The organism is Leptospira fainei serovar Hurstbridge str. BUT 6, assembly GCF_000306235.2.
In the GTDB taxonomy this organism is placed as follows: domain Bacteria; phylum Spirochaetota; class Leptospiria; order Leptospirales; family Leptospiraceae; genus Leptospira_B; species Leptospira_B fainei.
Genome location: NZ_AKWZ02000010.1, coordinates 407,001 through 433,546 on the forward strand (window position 1 = coordinate 407,001; position 26,546 = coordinate 433,546).

At 43.4% G+C, this 26,546-nt stretch carries 25 protein-coding genes and 1 pseudogene; 16 read left to right on the plus strand and 10 right to left on the minus strand.

Annotated elements, in window-relative coordinates:
* Position 1 precedes the first annotated feature (1 nt).
* The 3 genes from LEP1GSC058_RS11040 to LEP1GSC058_RS11050 are packed head-to-tail and all read left to right on the plus strand — an operon-like array spanning position 2 to position 2,480.
* Positions 2–1,423, plus strand: a complete 1,422-nt coding sequence (locus LEP1GSC058_RS11040) for an FAD-binding oxidoreductase (protein WP_016549347.1) — start codon at positions 2–4, stop codon at positions 1,421–1,423.
* The gene (locus LEP1GSC058_RS11045; protein WP_016550013.1) at positions 1,420–1,791 is read left to right on the plus strand and encodes a transmembrane 220 family protein; all 372 of its coding nucleotides are present in this window, start codon (positions 1,420–1,422) and stop codon (positions 1,789–1,791) included. Before LEP1GSC058_RS11040 ends, LEP1GSC058_RS11045 begins: the two co-directional genes overlap by 4 nt.
* On the plus strand, positions 1,788–2,480 hold the full coding sequence (locus LEP1GSC058_RS11050) for a lysophospholipid acyltransferase family protein (RefSeq protein WP_016550743.1): 693 nt from the start codon (positions 1,788–1,790) through the stop codon (positions 2,478–2,480). Before LEP1GSC058_RS11045 ends, LEP1GSC058_RS11050 begins: the two co-directional genes overlap by 4 nt.
* A 205-nt stretch (positions 2,481–2,685) precedes the next feature.
* Here the strand turns inward: LEP1GSC058_RS11050 and LEP1GSC058_RS11055 are convergent, their stop codons facing one another.
* The 3 genes from LEP1GSC058_RS11055 to LEP1GSC058_RS11065 form a co-directional block, all read right to left on the minus strand.
* Positions 2,686–3,342: a hypothetical protein gene (locus LEP1GSC058_RS11055; protein ID WP_016550597.1), complete on the minus strand. Its 657-nt coding sequence runs from the start codon at positions 3,340–3,342 to the stop codon at positions 2,686–2,688.
* 169 nt (positions 3,343–3,511) lie between these two features.
* Positions 3,512–4,153 (minus strand): LuxR C-terminal-related transcriptional regulator, encoded by a 642-nt coding sequence (locus tag LEP1GSC058_RS11060; RefSeq protein ID WP_016550838.1) that lies wholly within the window; start codon positions 4,151–4,153, stop codon positions 3,512–3,514.
* 88 nt (positions 4,154–4,241) lie between these two features.
* Complete coding sequence (locus tag LEP1GSC058_RS11065) at positions 4,242–5,057, minus strand: alpha/beta fold hydrolase (RefSeq protein ID WP_016550099.1); 816 nt, start codon at positions 5,055–5,057, stop codon at positions 4,242–4,244.
* 171 nt (positions 5,058–5,228) lie between these two features.
* On the opposite strand from LEP1GSC058_RS11065, the gene LEP1GSC058_RS11070 reads away from it, so the two are divergent.
* The 7 genes and pseudogenes from LEP1GSC058_RS11070 to LEP1GSC058_RS11100 all read left to right on the plus strand — a co-directional run bounded on the left by LEP1GSC058_RS11070 (position 5,229) and on the right by LEP1GSC058_RS11100 (position 13,322).
* Positions 5,229–7,571: an ATP-binding protein gene (locus LEP1GSC058_RS11070; protein ID WP_016549361.1), complete on the plus strand. Its 2,343-nt coding sequence runs from the start codon at positions 5,229–5,231 to the stop codon at positions 7,569–7,571.
* A 22-nt stretch (positions 7,572–7,593) separates the two neighbouring features.
* Positions 7,594–9,108 carry a hybrid sensor histidine kinase/response regulator gene (locus LEP1GSC058_RS11075; RefSeq protein ID WP_016549811.1) on the plus strand — a complete coding sequence of 505 codons (1,515 nt, stop codon included), beginning with the start codon at positions 7,594–7,596 and terminating at the stop codon, positions 9,106–9,108.
* 11 nt (positions 9,109–9,119) lie between these two features.
* Entirely contained in the window at positions 9,120–10,112 is a 993-nt protein-coding gene (locus LEP1GSC058_RS11080) for an aminoglycoside phosphotransferase family protein (protein WP_016550819.1), read from the plus strand.
* A gap of 4 nt (positions 10,113–10,116) precedes the next feature.
* Positions 10,117–10,854 carry a sugar phosphate nucleotidyltransferase gene (locus LEP1GSC058_RS11085; RefSeq protein ID WP_016549959.1) on the plus strand — a complete coding sequence of 246 codons (738 nt, stop codon included), beginning with the start codon at positions 10,117–10,119 and terminating at the stop codon, positions 10,852–10,854.
* A gap of 235 nt (positions 10,855–11,089) precedes the next feature.
* A pseudogene (locus LEP1GSC058_RS20600) lies at positions 11,090–11,674 on the plus strand (helix-turn-helix domain-containing protein).
* A 468-nt stretch (positions 11,675–12,142) separates the two neighbouring features.
* The gene (locus LEP1GSC058_RS11095; RefSeq protein ID WP_016549740.1) at positions 12,143–12,718 is read left to right on the plus strand and encodes an RNA polymerase sigma factor; all 576 of its coding nucleotides are present in this window, start codon (positions 12,143–12,145) and stop codon (positions 12,716–12,718) included.
* A 10-nt stretch (positions 12,719–12,728) separates the two neighbouring features.
* Positions 12,729–13,322 carry a ClpP family protease gene (locus LEP1GSC058_RS11100; protein ID WP_016550383.1) on the plus strand — a complete coding sequence of 198 codons (594 nt, stop codon included), beginning with the start codon at positions 12,729–12,731 and terminating at the stop codon, positions 13,320–13,322.
* Positions 13,323–13,347: 25 nt separating this feature from the next.
* Here the strand turns inward: LEP1GSC058_RS11100 and LEP1GSC058_RS11105 are convergent, their stop codons facing one another.
* From LEP1GSC058_RS11105 to LEP1GSC058_RS11115, 3 genes are all read right to left on the minus strand, one after another.
* Complete coding sequence (locus LEP1GSC058_RS11105; protein ID WP_016549827.1) at positions 13,348–14,235, minus strand: hypothetical protein; 888 nt, start codon at positions 14,233–14,235, stop codon at positions 13,348–13,350.
* Positions 14,236–14,581: 346 nt separating this feature from the next.
* Positions 14,582–14,962: a hypothetical protein gene (locus tag LEP1GSC058_RS20520; protein ID WP_232224675.1), complete on the minus strand. Its 381-nt coding sequence runs from the start codon at positions 14,960–14,962 to the stop codon at positions 14,582–14,584.
* A 169-nt stretch (positions 14,963–15,131) separates the two neighbouring features.
* A complete protein-coding gene (locus LEP1GSC058_RS11115) occupies positions 15,132–16,472 on the minus strand; it encodes a glucose-6-phosphate isomerase (protein WP_016549651.1) in 1,341 nt (446 codons plus the stop codon).
* Between the two features lie 148 nt (positions 16,473–16,620).
* Between LEP1GSC058_RS11115 and galK the strand changes: the two genes are divergently transcribed.
* The 3 genes from galK (at position 16,621) to LEP1GSC058_RS11130 (ending at position 18,934) form a co-directional block, all read left to right on the plus strand.
* Positions 16,621–17,781 carry a galactokinase gene (gene galK, locus LEP1GSC058_RS11120; RefSeq protein ID WP_016551009.1) on the plus strand — a complete coding sequence of 387 codons (1,161 nt, stop codon included), beginning with the start codon at positions 16,621–16,623 and terminating at the stop codon, positions 17,779–17,781.
* A 111-nt stretch (positions 17,782–17,892) separates the two neighbouring features.
* Positions 17,893–18,312 carry an STAS domain-containing protein gene (locus LEP1GSC058_RS11125; RefSeq protein WP_016549823.1) on the plus strand — a complete coding sequence of 140 codons (420 nt, stop codon included), beginning with the start codon at positions 17,893–17,895 and terminating at the stop codon, positions 18,310–18,312.
* Between the two features lie 10 nt (positions 18,313–18,322).
* Positions 18,323–18,934: a uracil-DNA glycosylase family protein gene (locus LEP1GSC058_RS11130; protein ID WP_016550103.1), complete on the plus strand. Its 612-nt coding sequence runs from the start codon at positions 18,323–18,325 to the stop codon at positions 18,932–18,934.
* Between the two features lie 12 nt (positions 18,935–18,946).
* Here LEP1GSC058_RS11130 and LEP1GSC058_RS11135 read toward each other — a convergent pair whose 3' ends face one another.
* Positions 18,947–19,216, minus strand: coding sequence for a helix-hairpin-helix domain-containing protein (locus LEP1GSC058_RS11135; RefSeq protein ID WP_016550941.1), 270 nt, complete (start codon positions 19,214–19,216; stop codon positions 18,947–18,949).
* Between the two features lie 150 nt (positions 19,217–19,366).
* On the opposite strand from LEP1GSC058_RS11135, the gene LEP1GSC058_RS11140 reads away from it, so the two are divergent.
* Positions 19,367–21,382, plus strand: coding sequence for a serine hydrolase domain-containing protein (locus LEP1GSC058_RS11140; protein ID WP_016550233.1), 2,016 nt, complete (start codon positions 19,367–19,369; stop codon positions 21,380–21,382).
* A gap of 2 nt (positions 21,383–21,384) precedes the next feature.
* Here the strand turns inward: LEP1GSC058_RS11140 and LEP1GSC058_RS11145 are convergent, their stop codons facing one another.
* The 3 genes from LEP1GSC058_RS11145 to LEP1GSC058_RS11155 form a co-directional block, all read right to left on the minus strand.
* Positions 21,385–23,298, minus strand: a complete 1,914-nt coding sequence (locus LEP1GSC058_RS11145) for a B12-binding domain-containing radical SAM protein (protein WP_016549495.1) — start codon at positions 23,296–23,298, stop codon at positions 21,385–21,387.
* Positions 23,299–23,399: 101 nt separating this feature from the next.
* On the minus strand, positions 23,400–23,789 hold the full coding sequence (gene lep / locus LEP1GSC058_RS11150; RefSeq protein WP_016549499.1) for a LipL41-expression chaperone Lep: 390 nt from the start codon (positions 23,787–23,789) through the stop codon (positions 23,400–23,402).
* Positions 23,770–24,837: a lipoprotein LipL41 gene (locus LEP1GSC058_RS11155; RefSeq protein WP_016549834.1), complete on the minus strand. Its 1,068-nt coding sequence runs from the start codon at positions 24,835–24,837 to the stop codon at positions 23,770–23,772. Before LEP1GSC058_RS11155 ends, lep begins: the two co-directional genes overlap by 20 nt.
* A 247-nt stretch (positions 24,838–25,084) precedes the next feature.
* On the opposite strand from LEP1GSC058_RS11155, the gene nadA reads away from it, so the two are divergent.
* Complete coding sequence (nadA, locus tag LEP1GSC058_RS11160; protein ID WP_039948578.1) at positions 25,085–26,056, plus strand: quinolinate synthase NadA; 972 nt, start codon at positions 25,085–25,087, stop codon at positions 26,054–26,056.
* Positions 26,056–26,538 (plus strand): 2-C-methyl-D-erythritol 2,4-cyclodiphosphate synthase, encoded by a 483-nt coding sequence (gene ispF, locus LEP1GSC058_RS11165; protein WP_016550304.1) that lies wholly within the window; start codon positions 26,056–26,058, stop codon positions 26,536–26,538. Before nadA ends, ispF begins: the two co-directional genes overlap by 1 nt.
* Positions 26,539–26,546 lie beyond the last annotated feature (8 nt).

A 26,546-nucleotide genomic window follows, 5' to 3' on the forward strand; every position in this document is an offset into this window, starting at 1 on the left:
AATGAGCACATTGACACAAGAAAAACGCGCGCAGCTAAAGACCCTCGTCGGAGAGGAAAAAGTATTCTTTCGAGACGAAGACAAAATGGATAAGGCCACTTTCTTATCGTTTGGAACCGATCGAACGAAAGTGTTTCCGCCTGATTTCGATATTCTTGTCTTTCCCAAAAATACGAAAGAAGTATCTCAATTAGTAAAATTCGCCTACGACAACGATCTGAAAATCGTTCCTTCAGGCGGGCGTACCGGTTATGCCGGAGGGGCCGTCGCAAGAAACGGGGAGATAGTCATCTCCTTGGTAAAAATGGATCAGGTTTTGGATTTCGATCCGTTCTTCGGGTCTTTAAAAGTACAAGCCGGTATGATTACCAAGAACCTTCATAAAGAAGCGGAAGAACGAGGTTTTTATTTCCCCGTAGACTTCTCTTCCACGGGTTCTTCCCATATCGGCGGTAATATCGCGACGAACGCCGGAGGTGTTCGAGTCGTACATTACGGTTTGATTCGTCAATGGGTTTTAGGGTTAACCGTCGTTACTGGAACCGGAGAGATCCTGGAGTTTAACGGAGAAATTCTCAAAAATAATACCGGTTACGATCTAAAACACCTGTTTATCGGATCGGAAGGAACGCTAGGAATCATTACTGAATGCACGCTGAAATTAACGACTAAGCCTTCGGATAATCGAGTTTTATTCAGCGCAGTACCCGACTTTTCTTCGATACTCGAGTTATTCAAGGAAACGCATAACGTAAAAGTCCCTCTTTTAGCCTTCGAGTTTCTGACCCGCTATTGTCTGGAAAAAGTAATCGATCATTTGCATGTCCCGGATCCGTTTTCGGATAAGAGTCCATATTATGTTTTAATGGAATTCGAAATAACTGACGAACGAGACGAAGAAAAATTATTCTCATTTCTGGAAACTGTGGTGGAAAAAGGACTGGTCTCAGACGGAAGCTTGGCGTCCAATTCCCGACAAGCGGAAACTTTCTGGAAATATAGGGAAGGAATCAGCGAATCCATTTCCATCGATTACACCGTTCACAAAAACGACATCTCTCTTCCATTACGAAATATGAATTCTTTTATAGAAGACATGCACGCGTTATTGAGCGGAAGATATCCGGGATTTGAAATCGCATTATTCGGCCATATCGGAGACGGTAATTTACATTTGAATATCGTAAAACCGAAGGGCCTTTCTGATACGGAGTTTTTTTCGCAATGTAAAAGCGTTGACCCTTCCATGTTTGAGTTATTGCAAAAATACCACGGCTCTATCAGCGCCGAGCACGGAATCGGGCTCTTAAAAAGGGACTTCCTTCATTTTTCTAGGACCAATGCCGAGCTTGAGATCATGAGGCAAATAAAGAAAACGTTGGATCCGAAAAATCTACTGAACCCCGGGAAAGTTTTGCCTTGAGCCGGAATCAGCTCGGACCTTTTCTATCCGATGCATTTCGTGTTTTTACTGCGTTGACTTGGATCGTATTCGCAGCTCTTCAATATAACGACCCGGATCCTCAAGTCTGGATCCCTGCCTATTTATCGGTGACTTTTCTTTATTGCCTCGAATGGTTTCCTCGCTTTCGAGAGCCCGGACTGCGTAGTTTGATTTCGGGGATATCCAAAGCCTTGGCAGGCGGTTATTTTCTTTGGGGTATTTATACTTTCTTAGAGGATCCTCGCGCGGATTTCGATTCTGAAATCTTCAGAGAAAGTTTAGGATTAGGACTATCTTCCATCTGGCTGCTGCTTCTTCCTTTATTTCAAGGACGCGCAGCAAAATGAAGATTAGATTGGAGGCATGGTTCTCCATTTTATTTCTACGACTCATTTCTCTGACAATCCGATGGAAAGAAATTAAAATTCCGAAAAAGACCGAAGACTTCTTTCGCAAAAAAGATTCGTTTCTCTTAGCCCTCTGGCATAATCAAATTCCATACGTAATCGACTTCACTTCCTCCTATTTAGTTAAAAAGAGAGAGATGCGCATCGTCCCTCTTGCTTCCAGATCCGAAGACGGCGAAATGATCGTTAGAGTTCTGGAACATTTTGGAATAGAATCCCGACGAGGTTCGAGCCGAAGAGGAGGCGCTGCAGGATTAAGAGCGCTTGTTAAGGAAGCTATGGACGGCGGAATTTCCTTGGTCACACCCGACGGCCCGACTGGTCCCGTCTACGAACTTAAGCCAGGAATCATTCAACTCGCCTCCTTAACCGGCTATCCCGTAATTGCATTTTCCGCCTATTACGATCGGTTTTGGACGGTAAATAGCTGGGATAGGATTAAAGTTCCGAAACCTTTCTCTAAAGCGACATTTACGTTTACGGACCCTTTCTTTGTTCCCAAACTCAATGGGGAAGAACAATTGGGGGAATGGAGGAAGAAATTAGAAATCTTGATGTTGGAAAATTGCGGAATCACTTCGGCCGAGGCGGAAGAGGTTCGTGCAGAAGTTCGCTCGCAGAAGAATTAAGATCTTTTTATATTCCATAACACTAAACTTTCTGCATTAAAACATTCATCAAGTCGGATGGTTGCGTCCGCAACGTCGGGAATGTATTGCTTTTCAATTTTATGTTTTTTGATCCTTTTGGCCGTGCGGGCCGTTCCGTTGATCGCGATCGTTCGAATAATCTAAATCGGGATAATAGGAACGGTTACGATTTTGCTTGGCAATATTATGTTACGGGAGGAATCTCTTCTTTCCTAAGACGATAAAAGCTCCAATGAACGATAAATATCCTCGAAAGCAGTAGATACAAAGATTCACCGTAAGTTCTCTCGGTGGTCTCCGCCATCGCCTCGAATGCACCGATCAATTCCCGTAAAATTTCCCGATCTCCCGCGTCGGAAACGAGATCCAGGTCGACTTCCGACAAATCCTCGTCGGCGGGAAAAGAGATATCGTTTGATTCCAATAATATTTCTAATAGTTTTTCACCTTCTATCACGACCGATTCGGCGGTTTTTTCCGCAGGTTCAGGCCCGTTTAATAGAGAGAACACACCATCAGATAATTCTAATATAAGACCGCCTAAAACCATGTCATTGCCCGATTCGAAAGTCGCAGTTATCGTATCAAACTTCTCTTTCAATAAACTGCGGACTTTTAGAAACGAATCGGCCGCATAACGCATCTCGCCCTCATCCATCGCCTCTTCGAATCCTTGCAACCAATCGGGGCCGGTGGGATCGAAGCTCTCCCAATCGGCCCACAAGGATTCGCATGCAAGAAAGATTTGATCCGTAGTAGTGCCGACATGCCTGTATGTTGTGATAACCACCGCTAGCTGTGCGATTGCTCCTGACCACTCCGTTTCCTTCACGTCGTTCATAGCTTCTATACTAACCTAAATAAAGTTTAGAGAAAGCACGATTCCTTTGAGTAATGATGAAACCGCTCTTTTATACCCAAGGGTGTAGCAGTAACTACTTAGATTGAGGTATAAGATATACGAATCGAATCATAATTCTTTATGATAAAATCTATAAAGGAAAATGAGATTAAGAATATTTGCGAACTAGATCCAAGCGAGAATTCACTTTTAATTTTCTAAAAATGCTCTTTATTTGAATTCTAACAGTCCCTTCTTTCGTACCCAATTTCAAGGCAATCTGCTTCGTTTTAAGACCGCTGTTAATATAATCCAAAATCTCGCGTTCTCTCGGAGTTAAGGCAAAGACTTCCTTTTTCGGAGTCTTTCTGAAAAATTCCATAACCCGCGCGGTTAATCCCGGGGAAAGAATTCCGCCTTCCTGTAAAACGATTCTCGTTACTTGACGAATGTCTTTGAGATCTTTCTTTAGAAAATAACCAACTGCCCCGGCTTGCATGGATTTGAATAAGGCCGCGTCCGATTCGATTCCCGAAAGAACGATGAAGCGAGTCGAAGAATTTTTGGGAAAGACTTCTCGAATAAAATCGATCCCGTTCATTCCGGGAAGGATAATGTCTACAAAAACGATGTCATATCGAGTTTTCCCGCTAGCGAGAAAATCTTCGCAACTAGCAAAAAGATCAGCCGACGAAATTTCGGACATCCCGACTAAGGATTGAATACAATGAGAACCGAACTCTGAATTATCCTCGATCAAGGCGATTTTAATCGATTTCTCAATCGCACCCGAACTTTGAATATCTTCCATATAGAAATCGTCGCCTCATTCTATATATCTGCGCGGAGTTATACTCAGACGGAATATAGGTTTTTTTTATCGGAAATCGACTGGGATTTTACAACCATTCATTAATGGCATTCCCTACCTCGAGAGGTTTTTCGATATGCAATGCATGTTTTGCGGAGGGCACCCAAGTAATTTTACTCTTTTTCAAATAAGAATGTAGTTTCTTTACCATAGTCGGATCGGTAATCGGATCATCCATTCCTGAAACGATTAAGGACTTTAAGCCGATTGCGGATAATTTTTTTCCGAGAAAGATTTCCTCCTCGCGATCTATAGTATTGTGAGTCAGATAACTATTTGCCTGCCCGTTCCAAGTGGAAAGCAGAGCTCTCTTTGCAAAACCTCCCAAATTAGGCGCCGACGAGAAATACAAAGATGCAAAAAGCCTTTCAATCTGCTGCGTATTTTTCGGAAACAATAGATCCTTCATTTCGTCCCGTTTGGGGTGAGGGATACCGCCCGGAGCCAATAAAACCAATCTCTTAATTCTTTTTTCCTTCTGCGCATCTCTCAATACTATATGCATCGCGATCAGACTTCCCATCGAATGACCGCCTAACACCAAGTTCTCGAGGGAAAGCTCTCGGATGGAATCGTACAATAAATCGGCAAAAACGTTAACTTGATATAAGTACCGAACATTCGGTAATTTGCTCCATCCGAACCCAGGAATATCCGGGAGAAGAATAGTGAAGTCTTTCCTTAGATACGGGGCTAATTTTCTAAATCCGGCGGCGCTATCCAAGAGACCGTGAATCAGCAGAAGAGTTTTCTTTTCCGATCCTTCCCCCTGGCGCTTTAAATAGAAAAGTTTGTGTCCTCCCAAATCTACGAACATTCTTCGAAATCCGAGTTCGGACTCCATGAACCGGATTTTGCTCCGGGCGTAATTTTGTAAGAAGAAATGATATATTAGGTTCATTTTTCCGCTATGATTTATCGGGGAACTAAGTTATCAAGGATTCCCGCGAGCAAAGAAACTGGTTTTTCCAGATTAAAATCCGACCATATAATTTCCGATATTTAAACATCCCCCATGCAATTAAAGGAACTTCTTCCCCTTCTGGAAAACGCATTCTTTCCTGCGCAAGAAGGCATCCTAGTCCTGGAACCGAAGACCTACAGTATACTTAGCGCAAATCCTAAGGCCCAAGCCATTCTCGGTTACTCTCGCCAGGAGCTTGGGGAGCTTTCCTTGAGCAAGCTCCTGTCTCGTCCGGAAAGAATCGGCGAACACGTGGTCGGAGCGGAAGAGTTAGGGATCTCTTTGCTCTGGAACCTAAAGAGAAAAGACGGCAAATTGATTTTGGCCGAGTTTACGATCAATACCTTGCTTCCCGATCCGGAGTCCCCGTTAATCTTTCATATCTACCAAAGATCCGAAGTTCGTGAAACCGAGCTAAGACTTTACTACCTGCAAAGCATTCTTAGAAGTCTTCGTTTATTAAAACTCAATCTTCGTTCGTTAAGATTAAGCTCTGAGACGACCCTTTTTCAAAAAGTTTGCGATACTTTAAAGGAAAATCCTCATTATAGTTTGGTCTGGGGATTTTATCGGAAAGAAGACGGTACGGACCAGATTTTAGTACAATCAGATTCGGAAAACGATTGGAAAGAAACTTTTGAAAACGCCTGGCTTAGAAAAAGGTTTCCTTCGCCTTTGCTAAGTTTAGTGGAAGGAAAAGAGCCCTTTATCATCCACGAATTCGGAGGGTCTACCTATCGCGAATGGGAAATCGCGCTCGGAACTTCCGAATTCCGGAGGTCCCTGAGCTTAATTATTCGAGACGACGGAAAAATCGTCGGAGGAATAGAAATCTTATCAAAGGAGAATATGGCTTTCGATTCGGGAGAGAACTATCTCTACTTCGAAATCATAGAAGATTTATTATCCTCCCTTCAATATTTACGAATAGAGCGTCAGAGACGAGATACCGCCAAACTACTCCAATTTCAAGGCGCCCTCTTGAACTCCCTGGAGGTCCCGCTTTTATCCACCGACGAGGAAGGATTCATTACCTATGCGAATACGAATATATCGAACTTATTAAGTATGCCTAAGGAGGAACTCCTGGGTTTGCAGGTTCGAGACCTATTGCGGCTCGATGCCGAATCTACCGACAGAGTACTATTAGGATCCAAAGCCGAAATCCAAGTCGGAACTCCTCTCGGGAACGAGATTCCTTTTTTATTGGCGTCTTCCTCGCTAAAGGACGATTACGGCAATCGAATCGGAACTATTTTACTTTTACTTGATATTACCGAACAAAAAAGGAACGAAGAATTAATTCGAGCTTCCGAACTGAAATTGAGAAACCTTTTTGCCTCGATGAACAACGGGATAGTAATATTAAACCCGAAGGGAATCGTAATGGAAGTGGCTCCCATTCTCAAATTCTTTCTCTTTCAATTTCTCAATGTCACCCCGGGCGATACATTTCCGGAACTGTTTGCGGAAGAGATAAAAAATGAAATATACGAAAAATTAGGAGAATGCGTAAAAATCCAGAGGCCGGTGTACTTCGATTTTTCAATGGCTCTATTAGGAGAAGATGAAAATTTCTTTTCCATAAAATTCATTCCGTTAAAGAAATATCAGGAGCTTCCGATCGCTGCAATGCTGATTTTCTCCGATGTGACCCAAACCAAACTGCTCGATCGTCAGCTTTATGAAACGGCAAAGTTCGCTTCGATCGGAGAAATTGCGGCCGGGATCGCTCACGAAGTAAATAACCCACTTCAGTCCAGTCTTCTGTATTTAGAGGATCTATTGGAGCACGAAGACCCTGATCCTAGTGAACGGAAAAAGGTGTATAAAAGAATCGAAGGAGCTGCACTTCGCATAAGAGATCTGATTAAGGGACTACTAGACTTAGGAAGAAGATCTCCTCGAAAAAAAGAATTGGTTTCCCCGTATTTTATTCTACTCAGAGCCTGCGAATTGATCGAAGTAAGCTGTAAAAAAGCGGGAATAGAGCTAAAGCGAGTGACGAGTCCTGAACTTCCCCAAATATACGTCGCGTGGCAGGAAATCGAACAAGTGCTCATTAACTGCTTAGTCAATGCCGTGAATGCCATTTCCGAGATGGAACATAAGCCGGAGTTCCCGAACATTCAAGTTTCCGTGCGGAAAGAATTGTATTTGAACGGTGAAACGGTCAGTTTTACCATTCAAGATAACGGCCCGGGTATGAATCCCGAGGTTGCTGAAAAAGCCTTTCTCCCTTTGTATACGACTCGTCGAACTAAGCAAGGAACAGGATTAGGGCTTACAATTTCACAGAGAATCGTGGCCGATCATGGCGGTTCCATTCAACTGGAATCAAACCCGGGTCAAGGTACGAAGGTTACGATTAGGATCCCAGTAGGAAAGGCATGAAAGGCTGACAGAAAGAAACAACATGGCCGAAAATTACCCGAATGTTCTCGTAATAGACGACGAATCAGAAATACGAACTGCTCTAGAGCGGGTAATTTCAAGGGAAGGCTACAACGTTTTTATTGCGGAAGATTTTGAATCAGCAATGAAGATCGTTCGAGATAAGCCGGTCGATATCGTGATTTCCGACATATTGATGGAAGGAAAAGACGGAATCGAAGTCGCAAAAGAAATCAAAAAATATAATTCGAATATCCCAGTAATTCTGATAACCGGGAACCCTCAACTTCATACCGCAGAAGAAGCGTTACGCAATCGGGCCTTTGATTACATTTCTAAACCCGTAAGTCGACAGCAGCTTTTAATCGTCCTCGAAAACGCGCGAAAAGAAAAAGAGGAAAAAGACAAAAAGTCCAGGCGAATATTAAAAACCGTTCGAGAAAAAACCCACCTTGCGCAACAGTACAAAGATTTAAATTATCGTAATAGTCTCATTTTAGAAACGACCGGAGATTGCGTAATAACTTTGGATGATTCGCTTGTAATTCGTGCGGTAAACGACGCGACTCTTAGTCATTTTCAATATGAGGAAAATGAAATCGTTGGATCGGAGGTAAGCCTTTTAATCGCGGAGAAAAATCGGAAAATGTATCGAGATCGCGTCGAAAAATTGGCGAATCGAAAATCGGATCGCAATATAGCAAGATTGCATAACGCGGAACTGATAAATCGCAAAGGGGAACCAAGAACCTTCGACATATCGGTTTGTCGATACGTAATGAACGGTAAAACCTACTATACTGGAATTGCCAGAGACGTGACGCAGAAGATTGTTATTTCGGAGAAATTAATCGATGCGGAACGACGTGCATTTTTAACTACAATTGCGGCCAGCATAAGGCATGAAATCAACAATGCGCTAACGGCGGTTCAAGGTTTCATCGAAGTGGCAAGACTACCCGATTCCGACGAAGCCATGAAAGATAAAGCGATTCAAGTTACTTGGAATCAAATCACCAAACTAAAGAATTTGACATTTAATCTGTTGCAGCTAGGAAAACCGGGAGAAGTCGGAAAAGATAAGGAAGTCCTAGATTTAAACGAAGTGGTGGAATCGGTTATCGAAGTTTTTAAAAAGGCCTCCCGATTAAAAAACTGCGAAATAGTGCTCGAAAAAGCGGAAGAAAACGTCCAGGTTTTTTCCAATTCCGATCAGTTGAGCCTACTTGTTTCCAATATCGTACTGAATTCGGCGGACGCGACTGCGAACAAAGGAAAAATTCAAATCAGCATTTTCGAAAGAAATCGGCACCCGGTAATTAAAATACGAGACAACGGCGTCGGTATGAGCGGCGAAGTGTTAAAAAAAATATTTCAGCCCTATTTCACCACGAAAAAAACGGGCCAGGGCACGGGATTGGGAATGTTTGTCGCGAAAGAAATTGCCGACTTGTTCGGAATTAGAATCGAAATCGATTCGGAACCGGATAAAGGAACAGAATTCCGCTTGGTATTTCCGGACAAACTGTCGAACTAGGCCAAGTTAATATGAGTCAATCAATTGGAGAAGCCGAACTCCGATTTCTTGCCAAAGACGGCAAATTTCCGAATAAGGTCGAATCTATAACCCCCGAGGCTTCGACCCGCAGATACTACAGAATCTTTTATCCCAACGAGACTCTGATCCTTTGTAAGGACACGCAATTCCAGCACGATTTTATCGACGTTGGAAATTTTCTCCACTCTCACGGATTCCGAGTACCCGAAGTATATAAGACCGACATAATTCATCATTTAACTCTACTTTCCGACGAAGGCGATACGGATTTAAGCTCCATTAAAGACGACGGAGAATATCGCGATTATCTTGTTAAATCGATCGAGCTTCTCGTAAAACTCCAGAAGCTCGAAACGGAAGCCCCAGTATCTGGACGAGAATTCGATTACGAAAAATTGAATTATGAGAACCAGTTTACCCTTTCCGCGTTCGGTAGATTTTCGAAATTTTTCGGAATCAAAACGGAGTTGCGCCCGGAAGTAAAAATATTCATCGAGGAAGCCTCTTCCTTCTTATCCGATTATAAAGTGAAGGTATTCTGCCATCGTGACTTCCATGCTAGAAATCTAATGCTTAATTCTGAAGGCCAAATTACGATGATCGATTTTCAAGATGCGAGAATGGGAACTCCTTTTTATGATTTATCCAGTTTGCTTTATGATGCGTATAGACCGATCCCGTTCGCGATGAGAAAAGGGTTATTTTTACTTTTCCTGAAATTTTCGGAGACGGATTATCCCAGACCTAAAGAATGCTTTTACTTACAGAGTCTCCAAAGGTCTTATAAAGCCTTAGGCTCGTATTTCATGCTAGTTGCCGACAAAGGACAAGATAAGTATCGCGCAAGCATCATTTCTTGCTTGGATAATTTATTAGAAATAGTGCAAGTAGGATTATTTCCCGACCAACTGTTCGTTTTTTTCCACTTTCTCAGAAAAGAACTCTTAGTGAACCGCTCCTTCCTGGAAAAAATCGATCGATGAACTCATGAACGATAAGGCTTTTTTTCCTTGCGCGGGCTTCGGAACGAGAATGCAAGAATGGACGAAAGAACTTCCAAAACCGCTACTCACCGTCTCAGGAATTCCTCTCATCTACTACTCATTTTATTGGGCAAAAAGATGGGGAGTTAAAGATGCGATTGCCAATTCACATTATCATGCCGATAAACTGGAATCTAGACTATGCTCGTTCGATGAATTTAAATTACAAATTTCTAAAGAACAGCCGATCATCCTCGGAACCGGAGGAGGAATTCGAACTGCAATCGATCGATTTTGGAATATAGAAGACGAGTTTCTCGTAATAAATCCGGATTTCATCTTATTTCCGGAATCGGATTTTTCACCTTGGCCGACTCAGGAAGAGCGAAACCGATTCGATTGTATTTTATATATGTCTGAAAAACCTCCGGGTGCGAGTTATACCGGGCTCTCTTTAAGCGACGGAAAAGTCTCATTTGAGAACGGGGATTTTTTCTATTTAGGACTTTCTTGGATGAAGGGACCCTGTTTATCCGATCTTCAACCGAATGTTCCCTATGATCTCGCTGATACGTTCAGAGAGTTGGCAAAAAAGAATCGTATCGGTGGAAAAATTTTTCCAGGAGAATTCTTAGACCTCGGTGAAAAAGACCTTTACGAACGGTATCGTGAATCCGATTTCGGAATTCGCTTAGGAGACAACTGGAAGGAATTTATAGGAAACTTAAGTAGCGGAGCTTAATCGAAATTCCGGATCGTTCTAATTCATTTGTTTAAATTTTCGTAATATACAAAAGAGGCGGAAGGAACTCCTGCACTTGATACTGCCCATGAAATTCGCGCGAGATATGCTGGCCGATGACTTTCAAGATCCGCTTTGACCCGGATTCCCCGCCGGTACAAACCGGAGACATCGGTAACAGAATAGACCTGTGACATAGGTAACACTGAAATTTAGGCAAATGGAGGAAAATCCTTTGCCGTGGAAAGAGGTGTCCCCTATGGACGAGAAAGTAAAATTCATTGCCGCAGTATGCGACGGAACGGTTTCCATAAGTTCTCTTTGTGAAACATTTGGAATAAGTAGAAAGACGGGATACAAGTGGCTTGAACGGTATCGGAAGGAAGGCCCTGAAGGTCTTTTGGAGAGAAGTAGGGTTCCGCACACAAACCCGAACCGAGTAGGTTTTGCGGAAGAGCGGTTGATTCTTGCAGTTCGTAAGCAACACCCTACTTGGGGACCTCGCAAATTGCTTGTAATACTTGAGGGAAGTAACTTCGTATAGCATACATTATACGAAGTTATACGAAAACCTTCCCTAAGATCCTATCCGAATCGTCTATCTGAGATATTTTATCCGGATCATTTTGAAATTCGTAAAGTCGATGAAGGTAATTTTTATTGGAAAAATCAAAGATTCTTTATTACGAAGAGTTTAGGTGGAGAGAATATCGGCCTTGAACCTGTCGACGACGGTATATGGGCCATTTACTTCAGCTTTGTGAAAATAGGTTATTTGAATGAGAACACAAAGAAAATATCTAGGACTTTGAAAGTGTAACCCATGTCTCCGGTCTAAAGTGTTACCTATGTTCCAGGACGTACAGCCCTTCCTGGGTGGGGGCTGGAGCGCAGCGGCGGTACAGGCCGGCATTTCATAGAATTTGGAATATTACAATCATTTTATGTTCAAAAAATCTGTTGGAGCTCCTACAAAGCTTTGTTCCGTTTTTTTATTGACATGTCGGATAATCCGTGATAAAAGAAGTTCTCCGCGATAAACCGCCGCCATCCCCCACCCAGGAGGGCGGGAAACCTCAAGCCCGATTTCGCATAACCGATTCATTATTCCGCTCCGTTCAGTAAAATCCCCGATCCGGGTCTAAATTTCGAACTCCATTCGAAGCGGACATTTACTCCTCATTTTCAACGAATGCGACTAGACCGTCGACTAATTGCCCGGAATCGGTTCCGAAAATCGGAAAAAACGGTACACTGGATTCGTCTAAAAAGGGACCCTGAGACAGATATGCGCGATTTTACAGTATTAGTAACCGAAGCCGCCAAAGGCGAAGAAACTGCCTTTACCGAATTGGTTTCCCGATTCGAAAAATACGTCCAGCTTGAAGCTGGGAAGCGAATTCGGGACGAATCCAAAGCCGAGGACCTCACACAGGAAGTTTTCTTGGAAACCTGGAAGGTTTTACCGAACCTTCGTCAACCCGAAGCGTTTCCATTTTTATTGCGCAGGTTAGTTTTGAAACATTCCGACAGAATTCTTCGCCGAAAAGATCTCGTTTCGGCCGAATTCAAACCTGAAACGACCATGGGAAGAGCCCGATCGGATCGAGACGAAGAAGCATGGCGAAAGGAAGTGTTGCAGGCCTTGGAAGAACTTCCGAATGAAGAGAAAGAATTACTCAACTTGCGATATTTCAGCGAATTAAGTTATGAGGAAATCGCGAGGAGAACTGGAATCACCGGCGGTAATCTTAAGAATCGCTTGAGAAGGAGCAGGGAATTACTTCGGCGGAATCTATTAACAAAATCTGATCGAAGAGATTGGTTGGAAGTCCTCCACGGACCTATGGCGATCGCGTCCTAAGGAGAAAGACATGGAACCTGTATTACCCGATTTAATACTCCCAGGTGTTCGTCTGGATGAAAATAACTTAAAGGAAAGAAAGATTTTTCTATGGGGACAGGTTGATGATGCCTCCGCTAAGCATGTTATCGATCGACTTCTATATCTATCTTCCGAAGATTCTACTAAAGATATCACGCTAATCATAAATAGTCCTGGTGGCGCCAATACCGCCGGAATGGCGATCTTAGATACTATGAATTTAATCTCAAACGATATCCGAACCGTTTGCATGGGTCTCGCAGCGAGTTTCGGAGCATTGTTACTTCTTTCCGGGACAAAAGGAAAACGATACGCTTACCCGCATAGCCGGATCATGCTGCACCAACCTCACGTTCCCGGGCGATTCGAGGCACAAGCCACCGATATAGGTATTTTTGCGTCGATGGTGGAAAAGGAAAAAAAGGAAATCAATCGGATTATCGCGGAAGGAACCGGACAACCGTTAGAAATCATCGAACGAGATACCGATCGGGATTTTTGGCTTTCGGCGGAAGAAGCAGTAACCTACGGAGTGATCGACTCCATTTTTCAGGCTTGGAACTCATCGGAAGCAACGATGTAGAAGTATTCAGATAAAATATTCGCGATTAAATATAACTCGATAAACACCAAGCGCAAATGCCAACATCCATAGGAAGATCGGAAACGATCCGTAAAGGAACATCGATCGGAACGACCGGAAAGAAAATTCGATCATCGACCGTTCTCCCACAATGCTTACAAGTCGATAACTTCCAAGGCTCAAGAATTTCGTCTTCCTTGATAAAGTACTCGGGAAATGGCAATAACTCTTCGTCCTTTTCGATTCGCTCTACTAAGGATTCGTATTTCTCTCCGAAGGGAAGTTCTATCCTGAATACATGCATACCCTCGGGTGTATCGTACCGAAGAATATTCGGTTTGATGCCGATTTCCTTAAACTGAACGAGCGAAAGAGCAAGACCTATCTCCTTACCTTCCTCATCGAAAGGGTAGTCTTCGTAATACTCAGATATGTTTTGATATGATTTCGCTCTAGATAAGTATTCCGTTAAGTCTTCTTCCGATTCTAGCGGAATGATCGCATTATTGGAAATTTCCACTGCAAGCCCGGTTTGATTATGCGAAATCGTCGTTTTTAGATAAAACCCTTGTTCTTTGAGTACTGGACGAACCGACAAAGGATCGGAAAAATCCCAAGTATTTCGAAACTCTTCTTCTCTTTCCGCGAAATCATCGCTCGCAGAATTCCAACCTTTACTCTTGAAATAAGAGTCGAGACAATTTTCTCGGTATGCTCTTTCCAGAAGCGTCGAAAGAAGGCTGAGTAACGGCGGTAAGAGGTCGGTCTTTCTGTAAAATTCTAGGCAAAAGCGAAGATAGTTTTCAAGATTGGTTTTATAAAAGGAGGAAAGAACCACTCCGTGTAAAACGATTCGTTTACGGGCCTCCATTGCCTGAATCAGGCGATTCCATTTGGCAAATTCGAGGTTCATTCGCATCCAAGAAAGTCGAAACTTCCTTTAAAAAGTATCGGGAGTCTTTATACCCTGTCGCTCCTTTTTCGGGGAGAAAATCCATAAAAAACCCCGACCTCGGCAAGGAGAAAACCCCCTACCGAGATCGGTTACAATACGGTGCTACGTTAGTTTTGATATGTACGTGGAAGACGAACTTCCGAGAACTGAAACCGAATTTTCGGGAATCCCAACATTCGAATCATTTTTAAGTCGCTTTATGTTTCTTTCCGTTCGGCCGATCGGGTGAAAGCTAAAAGAAGCTCGCCCCTAGTTCTAAAACCCATTTCTTTCTCTCATCGTTTAAGATGAGAATTAAACTAGATTAAACGAATGCAGGAGGCGGAATATTCAACAGATATTGAGATAGGAGCTTACAGAAGTGAAATTGAAACCTATCCTGACGGGAAGATTTCGAATCGAGATGCGCCGGATTATGTATCTTTTCAAGGGAAATCGCATCAAAGGAAAGTTCCGAGTTTTCCAAACTTTCTACGAAATTACGATCATCTTGATATTCGGTCTCGACACCCGTTATGCTTTGCGTAGGAACGGGGTATTTTTTCCCGGGATAAGAACTGAAATGTGATAAATGGAGAAAAAATAATAGAGTGAAAAGCGCCAATGAAGCGGATACAATCCGTAGGCCGTTTAACCTTTTCTCCATTCCCTCAATGCGAATCAAAAACGATTGCTTGTCAAGCATTCTGGAAAAAAGTTTTCGAAAGGCAAATAGAAACAGTTCAAACGAATCATTCCGACTCGGAATATTTTCCTTTTTGCAACAAAATCTCATTTGAAAAGCCGTATGGCTCAAATACTCTTCTTCCGCAGGATAAAATTGGATATAGGAGTACTTCAATTAACAGCTATCTTTAAATGCCTTTGCTCTTTAGAGTTTCCCGAAGCTCTTCAAAACCCGATTTACCTAGAAGAGCAAACATATTTCGTTTGTAAGCTTCGACTCCAGGTTGATCAAAAGGATTTACATTCAACAAAGTTCCGGAAATTCCGCAGGCTAATTCGAAGAAATACATTAGACTTCCTAGATTCTCCGGGCTTGTATCCGGAAAACATAATTCGATACAAGGAACGTTTCCCTCGGAGTGAGCGGTTAAAGTTCCTAGTATCGCTTTGCGGTTAACTTCGGACATCGGCTTCATCGCAAGAAAATTAAGGCCATCCAAGTCATCCTTGTCCGCAGGTACGATTACGTCTTCTTTAACGGTTAATGGATGTAAGAAAGTTTCAAAAAGTCTACGCTCGCCTTCCTGCAAATATTGACCCATCGAATGTAAATCGGTAGTAAGATTTACTCCTGCGGGAAAAATTCCTTTCCCTTCTTTTCCTTCACTCTCTCCGTATAGCTGTTTCCACCATTCGGTGAAAGTTCTCAATGAAGGAGTAAAACTGGACAGAACTTCGGTGCTTCTCCCGGATCGATAGAGACAATTTCTTAACACTGCATATCTGCAGGAAAGATTTTCTTCGGGATTGGTTCGTGCAAGTAACTGATTCGAGGCTTCCTGAAATCCATTCACAAAAGCAAGAATATCTATTCCCGCGACTGCAATCGGAAACAATCCCACCGGAGTTAAAACCGAGTATCTGCCACCTATATCGTCAGGAATGACAAAGGTAGTAAATCCCAAGGTATCCGACATTTTTCGTAAGGCGCCTTTTGAAGAATCGGTCGTTGCAATAATTCTTTCTTTTGCCTTATCCCCGTATTTTTTTTTTGCCAAGTCCCATAAAAGCCGGAAAGCTAGTGCAGGCTCCGTAGTGGTTCCGGACTTAGAAATCACGTTGATCGAGAACTCTCTCGTTTCAAGATATTTTAAGAGTTCGGCATGATACCGTCCGTCTAGATGATGACCTGCGTAAACAATTTCAGGAGAACCTATCTTTGATTTCGGAAAATAGGGTTCGGATGCGTCGATAACCGCCCGCGCTCCGAGATATGAACCGCCTATTCCCACTAAAACAACGGTATCCGATTGTCTTCGAATCCGGTCCGCTTCGGAAGAAATTATCTCGATCGATTCCGATCGAATCGTTTGAGGCAGATTTACCCAGCCTAAAAATTCTTTCCCTTTTCCTTTTCCTGAGATTAAATTTTCTAAAGCGATGCCGGACTCTCGCAGCAGGGCGTCCCTTTGGCTTGCCTCTATGAATTCGGAGGCAAACCGATCTTTTAATTCGAGTGCAAAGGTCATATATCCTCCCGACTCACGCAGAATACGGACCCGGCGCCGAATAGCAAGGAAAAGATAAACCTCTACTGTTACGGGATCATGTCTCGACGAATAAAACCGACTTGCATTTTGCGAACCGAAAAGGATTTTATTCTTCCGATTCCCCGGTATGGCTAATTATTCCTTCGAAGCGTTAACTTCCGTCCTAAAATCTTTTCCAGCAATTTCGATAGAGAGCGAATTCCGTTTCTTTTCAGCACCGGCACGAATCAACATTATCGGAGAACATGTCGACTATGCCGGCGGAATCGTATTGCCTGCTGCCATAGATTTCCGCGTCTCCGCAGCGGTTCGAAAAAACGGCACCGACGAATACCGTTTGTATTCTCTCGATTTTCAAGCCTACAAAATCGCCAGAGAACTAGAATACGACCGCGAACATACTTGGGCAAACTACGTATTAGGAGTCGTTTCAGAAGCCAAAAAAAGAGGATTATCCGTGCCGGGTTTCGATCTCTCGTTCGGAGGAAATATTCCTCAAGGCGCCGGATTATCCTCCTCTGCGGCGGTGGAAGTCGTGGTCGGCTATGCCCTCTCCGAACTTTTCGGGTGGGGACTTTCTCTTAAAGAAATCGCCTTATTAGGTCAAGCGGCGGAGAATAAATTCGTCGGAGTGAACTGCGGCATTATGGATCAACTGATCATCTCGGTCGCAAAGAAAGAGACCTGTATTTCGCTTAACACGCAAACTCTCGATTATGAATTTTATCCGTTGGAACTACGGAATTTTGAATTCTATTTAATCGATTCCAAAAAAAAACATAGTTTAAAGGAAAGCGGATATAATGAACGCAGAACGGAAGTCGAATCTGCGACGGAAAAAATCAAACGCCTACACCCGGAATTACCCAACCTTTATGAAGCGGAAGAAAAATGGCTGGAAACTGCAGGATTGAATTTTTTAGAAAAGAAGAGAGCTCTCCACGTAATCGGCGAGAAAAAAAGAACAAATGACGTTATTCGAAATTTAGTTTCCGGAAACATCCCGAAAATCGGGTCCGAACTATTTGCCTGCAATGATTCGCTTTCCAGATTGTTTCAAGTTACTTCCCCCGAAACGGACTTTATCGTGGATTGGCTTAAATCCCAAAAAGTGATAGGCGCAAGAATGATCGGAGGTGGATTCGGAGGATGCGTACTTGTCCTGGATTTTAGCGGAAGATCCGATTCTCTTTTTTCCCAATTAAACCCCGAGTACCATCTAAAATTCGGCCATCAGGCAGAAATTTATCATTTCCAAATTTCGGATGGAGTGCGTGAAGATCGTTGATCCGAAAGAAAAAACGGTCGAAAAATCCCCGGACAAACCACAGACTGTTCGATAGACTGCTGATTCTACTCCCGTAAGGGCTACTTTAGAATCCGGAAGCATTTGGAAACTATGGCGGAAACCCCACTTAATTTAGATAGTCAGGAATTCGATCACGACGCCCCTGAATTGGGAGTATTTTTGGATCCGAGTAATAATCCGCCTGGCTTTCCCAAAGAGGCGGTCGTCATAAAGATAACCGGGGAAATAAACCTATATTCCGCCCAGATTATGAAGGAAAAATTCTTTCATCTACTCGATCGAGGATTTCTATACCTATTAGTAAATATGGAGAACGTAAAATACATAGACTCTTCCGGTCTAGGCGTATTTATGGCTACTCATTCGAGACTCGTGAAATCGGGAAAGGGAGGCATCGCGGTTTTTGCGCCTTCTTCGCAAGTGAATAAAATTCTGGAACTAACTAAACTCAAAAGCTTAATCCGAGTCGGTTCTACCTCTGCCGAAGCTTGGAAACTACTCTCTCCATAATCCACAACGGATGATCGCTCCCAAAGAATTTCAGAAACATATAGATACGCTTCTCCATTGCAGACTTTGCCCCAAAATGGAAGGTAACCCGGTCCATGGATGTGTTCCTCGATCGAAAATTCTCAGTCTTGGACAAGCTCCGGGAATTCACGAAGAACGATTCGGAAGACCGTTTGCATACACGGCGGGAAAGACATTATTTAAATGGTTCGCCTCGATAGGTGTGGAAGAAGAACTCTATCGGTCCAAAGTAACGATGTCCGCAGTCTGCCGATGTTTTCCCGGAAAAGCAAAAAGCGGAGACCGTAAACCGGACGCATCGGAAATCGAAAATTGTTCGAGGTATCTGGAATTCGAAGTTCGTTTTAACCGGCCCGAGTTAATCATTCCGATCGGTAAATTGGCGATCGATCAAATGTTGGAAGATAAAAAATATAAATTGGACGGCGTGATCGGAAAGAAATTTCGCAGAAATTTTCATGGAGTGGAGTTGGATTGGATTCCCCTGCCTCACCCCTCCGGATTAAACGTTTGGAATCACACCGTGGAGGGAAAGATCCTGATCGGTAAAGCTCTAGATTTGATTCGTACGCATCCAATCGTAAAGAAAGAACTACTATAAAAATCGCATGCCTTAATCCTTCCAACTCCACCATTTCATTTTCTCGGGGTCGGGCAATTCTGTAGCAGAAACATAAACGGCACATCGGAATACATAGAGCATGCATCGGTCCACTCGCGTACCTTGCAATTTACAAAGTTCTTCATAGAGAATTTCCGGATCCTTAAAGGACAGCTCCTGCTTGCTTCTTATTCCGAGATTCCACAAATCCTCCGCCACTGCCTTGCCTACGCCCGGTAAAGTGCGAAACTCTTTGAGTATGAAATTTTTTTCCGAATCCACAAACCGCAAAGTAGCCGATCTTAAGCCAAAAATCAAGTCTTTGCAAAAATTGAGATGAAGAAACATTCACCCGACATAAGATTCCAAGTAAAATGATTTTATTGACTTCTCTCAACAGACTTGCATAAGCGAAGCGATAAAGGATTCTGGATGAATAAGAATAATAGTCGGATCTTGATTTCAAAATCCATATACGACTTACGAGTTAGAAACCCAATGGATGTTCGAGTATCTTTAATTGCAGTCTCAACCTTGATCGCTTTCGAATTTTTTTCCTGTGCGAGTGCGCCTCCCGTTCGCCCGAAAGAGGGAATCAGGGGAAATTTAAATTTTGTTCGGGATATTGCACTCTACAAATTACGAGAACGAATGAAATCCGAAGGAATTGTAGGTTCGGGGATTACTATCGTTGACGGAGAACGAACCGTAATCAGCGCCGGATTGGGAAAAGCATCCGCCGAAAACGAAGTCACCGAAAATACGATTTTTAAAGTGGGCTCCCTGTCCAAAATATTTACCGGAATCGCGATTTTGCAACTAGCGGAGAACGGAAAAGTAGTATTGGATGATCCCGCAGAAAAATATATTCCGGAGCTCAAAGGGTTATCTTCAAGGTTTCCCGACGCAAAACCGTTTACGATTCGACAACTTTTAACGCACCATTCCGGTTTACCTTCGGATATTTTTGACGACTGGAAGCTGTCCGACCATTCTTACGAAAGATATCCATACAATGAACTCCCGCCTTTATTGCAAGGAATTCACTTAACGAGGAAGCCGGATACTGCTTTTGCATATAGTAATTTAGGCTTTTCTATATTAGGAATTATTGTAGAGAGAGCGAGCGGATATCGATTCGAGGATTATATGAAGGTATACATATTCGGACCCGCCGGTATGAAAAATACCAGCTTTTACGACGATCTTCCCGAAAACAGAAAGGCCAGCGGTTATGTCGGCAGATTTTGGAAGTCGGAAATGAAAGTACCCAAAATTCGGGACATTGCCGCCGGTTCTCTTTCCACAACGCCGGAGGATATGGGATCATTTATAAAAGCGTTATTTACTAGAACAAGATATGGAAACAGACTTCTGACTAATAGAAGTTTTAACGAATTCCATGCAAAGCAAAACAAAGGAATAGAAAGGGATTTGGACTTCGAGATAGGATTACCTCTATGGAGATTCCGAGACGATAAAAATAACCTAGTTTTTGCCGGCCATGGCGGAGATTTACCCCCTTTTGCCTCCTATTTTCTATTGGATCCGGAAAGGGAAACCGGAATCTTTATAGTCTCCAATACTTTAACGTCAGGATCCGCAGGATTAGAGGATCTTGCGATCGATTTGTTATCTCTTGCATCCGAGGCCAAATCCGGAAAGGCGATAACATTACCGGGAAAAACCAGGTTAGAAAAAAATCCGAATAAAGAGGAACTTCTATCTTGGAAAAAATGGGAAGGTTACTATGCCTCTCCACTCGGGCTGCACAAACTTGAAATAGGAAATAAAAATCCGAGTTTAAATCTGTTCTCTTTCAATATTTCACTTCATCCTCTTCAGGACGGAGATTTCGTTCCGAAACTGCCGACGTTATTCGGCCTCTTCGAGCTAGCCGGCGATAATCTCGAACAGTTTAGAATCTCGTTTCATGAATTTTCAGGTCAACCTGCCCTGGCATTCTCTACGATTCGAATTCCAAGAGGAGGAGTTTTGGGAATTGCCGAAAAGGTGGAGCCCTACCCTCTCCCGCCGGAGTGGGAAGATCGATTGCATTTGTACAGGCCGGAATGTATGGATCAAGGTGATATATTAGACAAAGTGCAATTTGAATACGATAGCTCTTCCGGTTTCATCTTAATGCATCTGTTTCTGAAATTGCCTTGGGCAAATACGGAGGAAGTATTTCCGGTCAAACCGGTGGATAAAAACTCCGTAATTATTTTGGGCCACGGTAGAAATCTAGGAGATAACTTGACGTTCAGCAGCGATGAAAAAGGAGAAATCTTATCCTACTCCGGTCATAGAATGCGGCGAGTGAGAATCGTTAGCTCGGATTCCCATAGCAAAATCACGCGAAATAAAACGATAGGCTGTCCGGTTAACGTACCGTTATCCAATCTTCTCAAGAATTTGAATTCTTTAAGGCAAAGGCAGCAGGAGTAACCTTACTTCTCGGAGTATCCCAGGACTTCCCAGCACCACCTTCTTTCGAATTCACGATTTGAAAACGAAACAGCTTCCGGATCCGCCGCTTTTACTAGTGCGGTCCAGGCATCGGCGTGAAAATCCTCTTCGACGATTCTGGCGGCCGGGAATTTTCCCCCCAGTTCTTCCGCTTTCCGAACCGCTTCTTCCCAACTCATTTCCTGAAAAACCGGTATATATTCCCGGGATTCGTTAACCCATTGCTTCGGGAAATCGGATCCCTTGGACAACACGAGAACGATACGATGAAGCATATTCTCCCCTCTATGTGCCAACGATCTTGACAAATAAGATGCAGGAATACTCGAAAACTCCATCATGATTTCGTTAATTAGTTTTAGGGAAAACGGCTGCTCTGGATAAAGGATCAGGTCGGTTACGGTAAACGGATCGGTTCGTAACCTTTGTTTCAGTTTCGAGAAAAACTCGGTTTTTCCCGCTTCTAAATTCTTCGATTTCCACCAAATAGCGATATGTCTCGTACCGGGTTTCGATAAATCCGAGATACCGTTATCGTTCTTTTTCTCGGGAGAAAAACAGAATACATCCTCGACTATCGGATCAAAATCCACCAAAAAAGGTCTTGGAGTTTCATCCAGCCGACGATCCAAGCGGTCTTCGGAAGTAAATAAGGTCGAACTCAGATCCTCCGCTGAAAAATTCGGAGTACGAATGACTCGATAGGGAGGTTTGGGTAAATAAATCAGACCTTCCCGTTCCGCATCCTTTCGCATAACGGTGCCTGGTAAGACGGATAGGGGAAAAACCTGTACCCATTCTCCCAGCCCATGTTCGTAAAAAAATTCGATTCCGTTCAATACATCCGCAGGAGAGTCACCCGGAAGACCGATGATTAAATCCAGAAGGAGTTCGATCCCTCTATCGGCCAACATTCTCGCGGCCTCGGCGACCTTTTCCGGTGATCCATAACGCTTCACTCTCTTTAAGGTTTCCTTATTAATCGATTGCATCCCTAATTCGATTCTGTTAAAACCGGCCAAAGCAAGCTTATCCGCAATTTTCTCGGTGATGCCTTCCGATCTTAATTCGCCGAACATAGTCATCTGTCTGTCGGAATTGACGTCGATAATCGCATCCAAGAAATCCTCGAATCCGGGCCTATGATTAAATGTCGGATCCAAAAAAGCCAGTTCCTTGGCGCCCTTATCTTTTAGATTCTTCAAAAGCATTACAGTTTCAGAAATATCTAAAGTTCTCAGTACATTACTACTTTTAGGGTAGAAACAATAAGTACATTGCGATCTGCATCCTCTTACCGTTTCAAGATAGGTCGACCTGGCAGGATCTACCTGTACGAATCCTTCTATATAAGGAGAAGGATAACTGGTAAGAGGAAACGAGGCGTTCTCTTCCGGAGAAAATTCTCCCATTCTTCCGTCTTCCCTTCGTACGGCGATATTCGGCAAAAATCTCGGGTCCTCTTTTTTCAAAAGAGTTTCTAAAAGATAAGAAAAAGTATGTTCGGCTTCGCCGGATACGGCGATATCATAACCGGTTTCGGAAAGTATAAACGGATTGTCCGAATTCACTTCAGGACCGCCGATTAGGATTTTCGTATTGGGGGACCGAGCTTTCACTTCCCGAGCAAGATGAAGACTTCTTTCCGAATTCCAAAGATAGAGGGAAAAACCTACAAACTCCGGTTCGTCTTTTGCAATGCGATCCGCCAATCGACTGTCGCCTTCCTGGTCGGTGATCAATGGGTCTAGAACTTCCACATCCAAACCCTTTTTTTCCAAACCGTTCACTCTCGCGGACACCGCCAAGTAACCCGCCGCCAAAGGCACGTTTCCTGTCGCAGCAAAAGCGGTCGGAGGAGGAACCGGGAGCTGTACGAGTTTGAGCTTAGACATAAATTCTAATTACAGACTTTAGACGAAGCAGACTGGCGACAATCCTGAAATCTCGTCGATCCTTTCCGCAAAAGAATTCTTTAAATTACGGATTGCGTGCCTTAACTGCCTGTTTCCGTTTTCGGGCCGGAGGTTTCGCTTTTTTCATGCCGTTTGCAAGATTGCAAATCCGAAAACTTAGCCGCCGACAGTTCGCATTGAACTTGTTTCAATGTTTTGTTCTGAACGCAGGTTTTAACGATCGCTTCGTTCGTTTCCGGCTTCAATACGCTTCGAAGCATCAATGCCTGAACTTGCTTCGGCATGCTTTCATCGTCGGCGATTAATTTCACGATATGAATCTGGGCATCCATGCACTCTTCCGGATTCGGTTTCGTTCTGCAGCTTACGGCAAAAACCGCTAAGATACAAAAAAGAAAAGCGGACGTTAAACGTCCGCTTTTCTCGCTTCCGAAAAAGCAGGAAATCCGATTACTTGTCAGTGTTATCATCGACGGCAGCAGCCGCTTCAACACGTTTGCGAAGTTCTCTGATATCGTTCTTGTTCACGCCTTGGAGTTTCATAGCGTCTTCGTAGTATTTGATCGCCTTATCAAAATCGCCTACGGAGAAATAATATGTTCCCAAGTTAGCCTTTGCTCCACCGGATTTTCCGCCGGCTTTCTTATCGGCTTTTTCCCAAGCTTCTTTTGCTTTCTTAAAGCTTGGAGTTTCTCCGGTGATTTCTTGGTATCCATCATCGAGGAATCCAGCAACATCCGGATCTTCGTCTTTAGTATAAACTTTAATTTTTTCCGTTTTAACCTGTGGAGATAAACGGTCTTTAATATAAGCTGCTGCTTGGTCTAACGCTTTACCGAAAGAATCGAGAACCGAAGGACAGTTCAAGTTACCGACGCCGGCGTCGATTTTTGCAGGATCAGATACGACAGCCTTTTTAACTTCCCCAGTTTCGACTTTGATCAAAGTCGCATCTAGAGGAATTAGCATATAGCGAACGGCAGTCGGTTTCGTGATAGGTGCATTGCCGGTATCGACATTTTTACCTGAAGCCATAGAAGCGATCGCACCGCCTACTTTAAGCGCTGCCGCTCCGTAATCGACCATCATTTCGCTACCGCACTCGGTATAAGGTTTTTGATATCCGATATACAGAATTGCTTCGGCTCCCAATTGGTTTCCGAGTTTTACGCGACTTTTAGTGATTCCGGCGAGAGTAAGAGTTGCTTCGTTTATAGAATCCGCACGCTTGCTCAAGTCGATCAGTTTATAATAAGATTCTTTATCAAAAGCTTCGAACACTTTCGAAGGCATTTGATCGATAAAGCTGGAACCTGCTCCGAAGACGGTTTCCCAAAGACTTTTTTGGGGTTTTTCAACGGCAAGACCGACGTTCCGAATGGTGCCAAGGAATTTTTGAAGTTGGCGCCCTTCTTTTGATTTCGGGAATACGGGATACTCCACTTCTATGCGTTCTCCGCAATTAGAAAGTGAAAATACCAACGCTCCAGCAAAAAGCAGAGAAGCGATTTTTTTCATTGGGTTAATACCAATCCTTTATGGATGATTTTAGGAGTAACATCGTATTGATTCGGAGAATTCTTTTCCTGTCAATTTATTTTGTGAACGAAATAGGTTTAAAACGAGTCTGACCCGTTTTGGCGAATATTAACCACTTGCAAAACCCGGTAGAAAACAAAACCTAATCTTGAAATTTCTCCGTGTCCGAAAACTGATCGGAAGCGGTCAAAAATATGAAGGGGCGTCTCAGTGCCCTGGGGGCAAGATGAAAACGGTAGATGAAATCCGCAAAACGTTAGAATCTACGTATATGAGCCACGAGATCGAGGAAAAACTTCCCCTGATTCAGGAAATCAATCGACTCAAAAGGGAAAAAAATGCCGTTCTCCTGGGCCACAACTATATGACTCCCGATGTTTTTCACGGAGTTTCGGATATTGTTGGCGATTCACTCTATTTAAGCAAAGCGGCGGCCGAAACAAATGCGGATATTATTGTTTTCAACGGCGTTCACTTTATGGCCGAGACTGCAAAACTTATGTCTCCTGATAAGAAGGTGCTGATAGCCGATTTAAAAGCAGGATGCTCTCTAGCGGAAAGCATCACTCGCGACGACGTGCGGCGATTGAAAGCCGCACATCCCGGCGTTCCCGTCGTTACTTACGTAAACTGTACTGCGGATGTTAAGGCGGAAACCGACATTTGTTGCACTTCCGCAAATGCAGCACACATCGTAAATTCGTTGGATAGCGATACCGTCATTTTTTTACCCGATGAATACCTGGCTGGAAACGTAAGAAACCAAACCAAAAAGAATATCATTTCTTTTCCGGGACGTTGCATGGTCCACGAGATGTATACTGCGGAAGACATTCTTTCCGTCAGAAGACAGTGGCCGGGAGTCACGGTGATTTCTCACCCCGAATGTAATACGGACGTCGTCGCCGTTTCGGATTTTGCGGGCTCCACGTCTCAAATGTCGAAATTTATTAAGGATTCCGGCGCAAAGGACGTCTTCTTGGTCACCGAGTGCTCTATGGGCGATAATTTACGTTCCGAATTCCCCGATCGACAATTCGTCTCCTCATGTCGGACCTGCCCTCACATGAAACGAATCACGTTGGAAAAAATACGCGATTCGTTATTGCACGAACGATACGAAATTAAGTTGGATCCCGAAGTTATAGAAAAAGGAAGAATGGCCGTACAACGAATGCTGGAGCTTAGTTATAAATAATGTTCCGAATAGGACAAGGATTAGATTTTCATAAATTAGAACTAAATTCCTCCCGACCTTTAATATTAGGCGGAGCAACCATCGACTCCGAATATGCGTTAATCGGTCATTCGGACGCCGATATCATATTGCATGCGTTATCGGATGCAATTCTGGGCGCATTAGGATTGGGCGATATCGGACAATATTTTCCGGACACGGAACCTTCTCTCAAAGACATGGACTCAAGGATCATTTTGAAAAAAACCTTGGACTTAATGAAGGAAAGAAACTTCTCTCTCATAAACATGGACTGCACGATTATCGGTGAGCGCCCGAAGATAGCTCCTCATAGAGGGAAAATCCAACTCACATTATCCGGCTTGTTGGGAATTCCGCAGGATTGCGTATCGATAAAAGCGACAACCACGGAAAAAATGGGCGCATTAGGAAGAGTGGAAGGAATCGGCGCGACATGCGTCGTACTCTTGAAGTCAGTTTAGGAATCCGA

Coding starts and splice junctions, on each gene's coding strand:
- LEP1GSC058_RS11070 (WP_016549361.1), top strand. CDS start 5,229: ATGCAATTAAAGGAACTTCTTCCCCTTCTGGAAAACGCATTCTTTCCT.
- LEP1GSC058_RS11050 (WP_016550743.1), top strand. CDS start 1,788: ATGAAGATTAGATTGGAGGCATGGTTCTCCATTTTATTTCTACGACTC.
- ispF (WP_016550304.1), top strand. CDS start 26,056: ATGTTCCGAATAGGACAAGGATTAGATTTTCATAAATTAGAACTAAAT.
- galK (WP_016551009.1), top strand. CDS start 16,621: ATGGCTAATTATTCCTTCGAAGCGTTAACTTCCGTCCTAAAATCTTTT.
- LEP1GSC058_RS11065 (WP_016550099.1), bottom strand. CDS start 5,057: ATGGAGTCCGAACTCGGATTTCGAAGAATGTTCGTAGATTTGGGAGGA.
- LEP1GSC058_RS11115 (WP_016549651.1), bottom strand. CDS start 16,472: ATGACCTTTGCACTCGAATTAAAAGATCGGTTTGCCTCCGAATTCATA.
- LEP1GSC058_RS11040 (WP_016549347.1), top strand. CDS start 2: ATGAGCACATTGACACAAGAAAAACGCGCGCAGCTAAAGACCCTCGTC.
- LEP1GSC058_RS20520 (WP_232224675.1), bottom strand. CDS start 14,962: ATGCTTGACAAGCAATCGTTTTTGATTCGCATTGAGGGAATGGAGAAA.
- LEP1GSC058_RS11100 (WP_016550383.1), top strand. CDS start 12,729: ATGGAACCTGTATTACCCGATTTAATACTCCCAGGTGTTCGTCTGGAT.
- LEP1GSC058_RS11075 (WP_016549811.1), top strand. CDS start 7,594: ATGGCCGAAAATTACCCGAATGTTCTCGTAATAGACGACGAATCAGAA.
- nadA (WP_039948578.1), top strand. CDS start 25,085: ATGAAAACGGTAGATGAAATCCGCAAAACGTTAGAATCTACGTATATG.
- LEP1GSC058_RS11155 (WP_016549834.1), bottom strand. CDS start 24,837: ATGAAAAAAATCGCTTCTCTGCTTTTTGCTGGAGCGTTGGTATTTTCA.
- LEP1GSC058_RS11140 (WP_016550233.1), top strand. CDS start 19,367: ATGAATAAGAATAATAGTCGGATCTTGATTTCAAAATCCATATACGAC.
- LEP1GSC058_RS11055 (WP_016550597.1), bottom strand. CDS start 3,342: ATGAACGACGTGAAGGAAACGGAGTGGTCAGGAGCAATCGCACAGCTA.
- lep (WP_016549499.1), bottom strand. CDS start 23,789: ATGATAACACTGACAAGTAATCGGATTTCCTGCTTTTTCGGAAGCGAG.
- LEP1GSC058_RS11095 (WP_016549740.1), top strand. CDS start 12,143: ATGCGCGATTTTACAGTATTAGTAACCGAAGCCGCCAAAGGCGAAGAA.
- LEP1GSC058_RS11060 (WP_016550838.1), bottom strand. CDS start 4,153: ATGGAAGATATTCAAAGTTCGGGTGCGATTGAGAAATCGATTAAAATC.
- LEP1GSC058_RS11085 (WP_016549959.1), top strand. CDS start 10,117: ATGAACGATAAGGCTTTTTTTCCTTGCGCGGGCTTCGGAACGAGAATG.
- LEP1GSC058_RS11130 (WP_016550103.1), top strand. CDS start 18,323: ATGATCGCTCCCAAAGAATTTCAGAAACATATAGATACGCTTCTCCAT.
- LEP1GSC058_RS11080 (WP_016550819.1), top strand. CDS start 9,120: ATGAGTCAATCAATTGGAGAAGCCGAACTCCGATTTCTTGCCAAAGAC.
- LEP1GSC058_RS11145 (WP_016549495.1), bottom strand. CDS start 23,298: ATGTCTAAGCTCAAACTCGTACAGCTCCCGGTTCCTCCTCCGACCGCT.
- LEP1GSC058_RS11105 (WP_016549827.1), bottom strand. CDS start 14,235: ATGAACCTCGAATTTGCCAAATGGAATCGCCTGATTCAGGCAATGGAG.
- LEP1GSC058_RS11125 (WP_016549823.1), top strand. CDS start 17,893: ATGGCGGAAACCCCACTTAATTTAGATAGTCAGGAATTCGATCACGAC.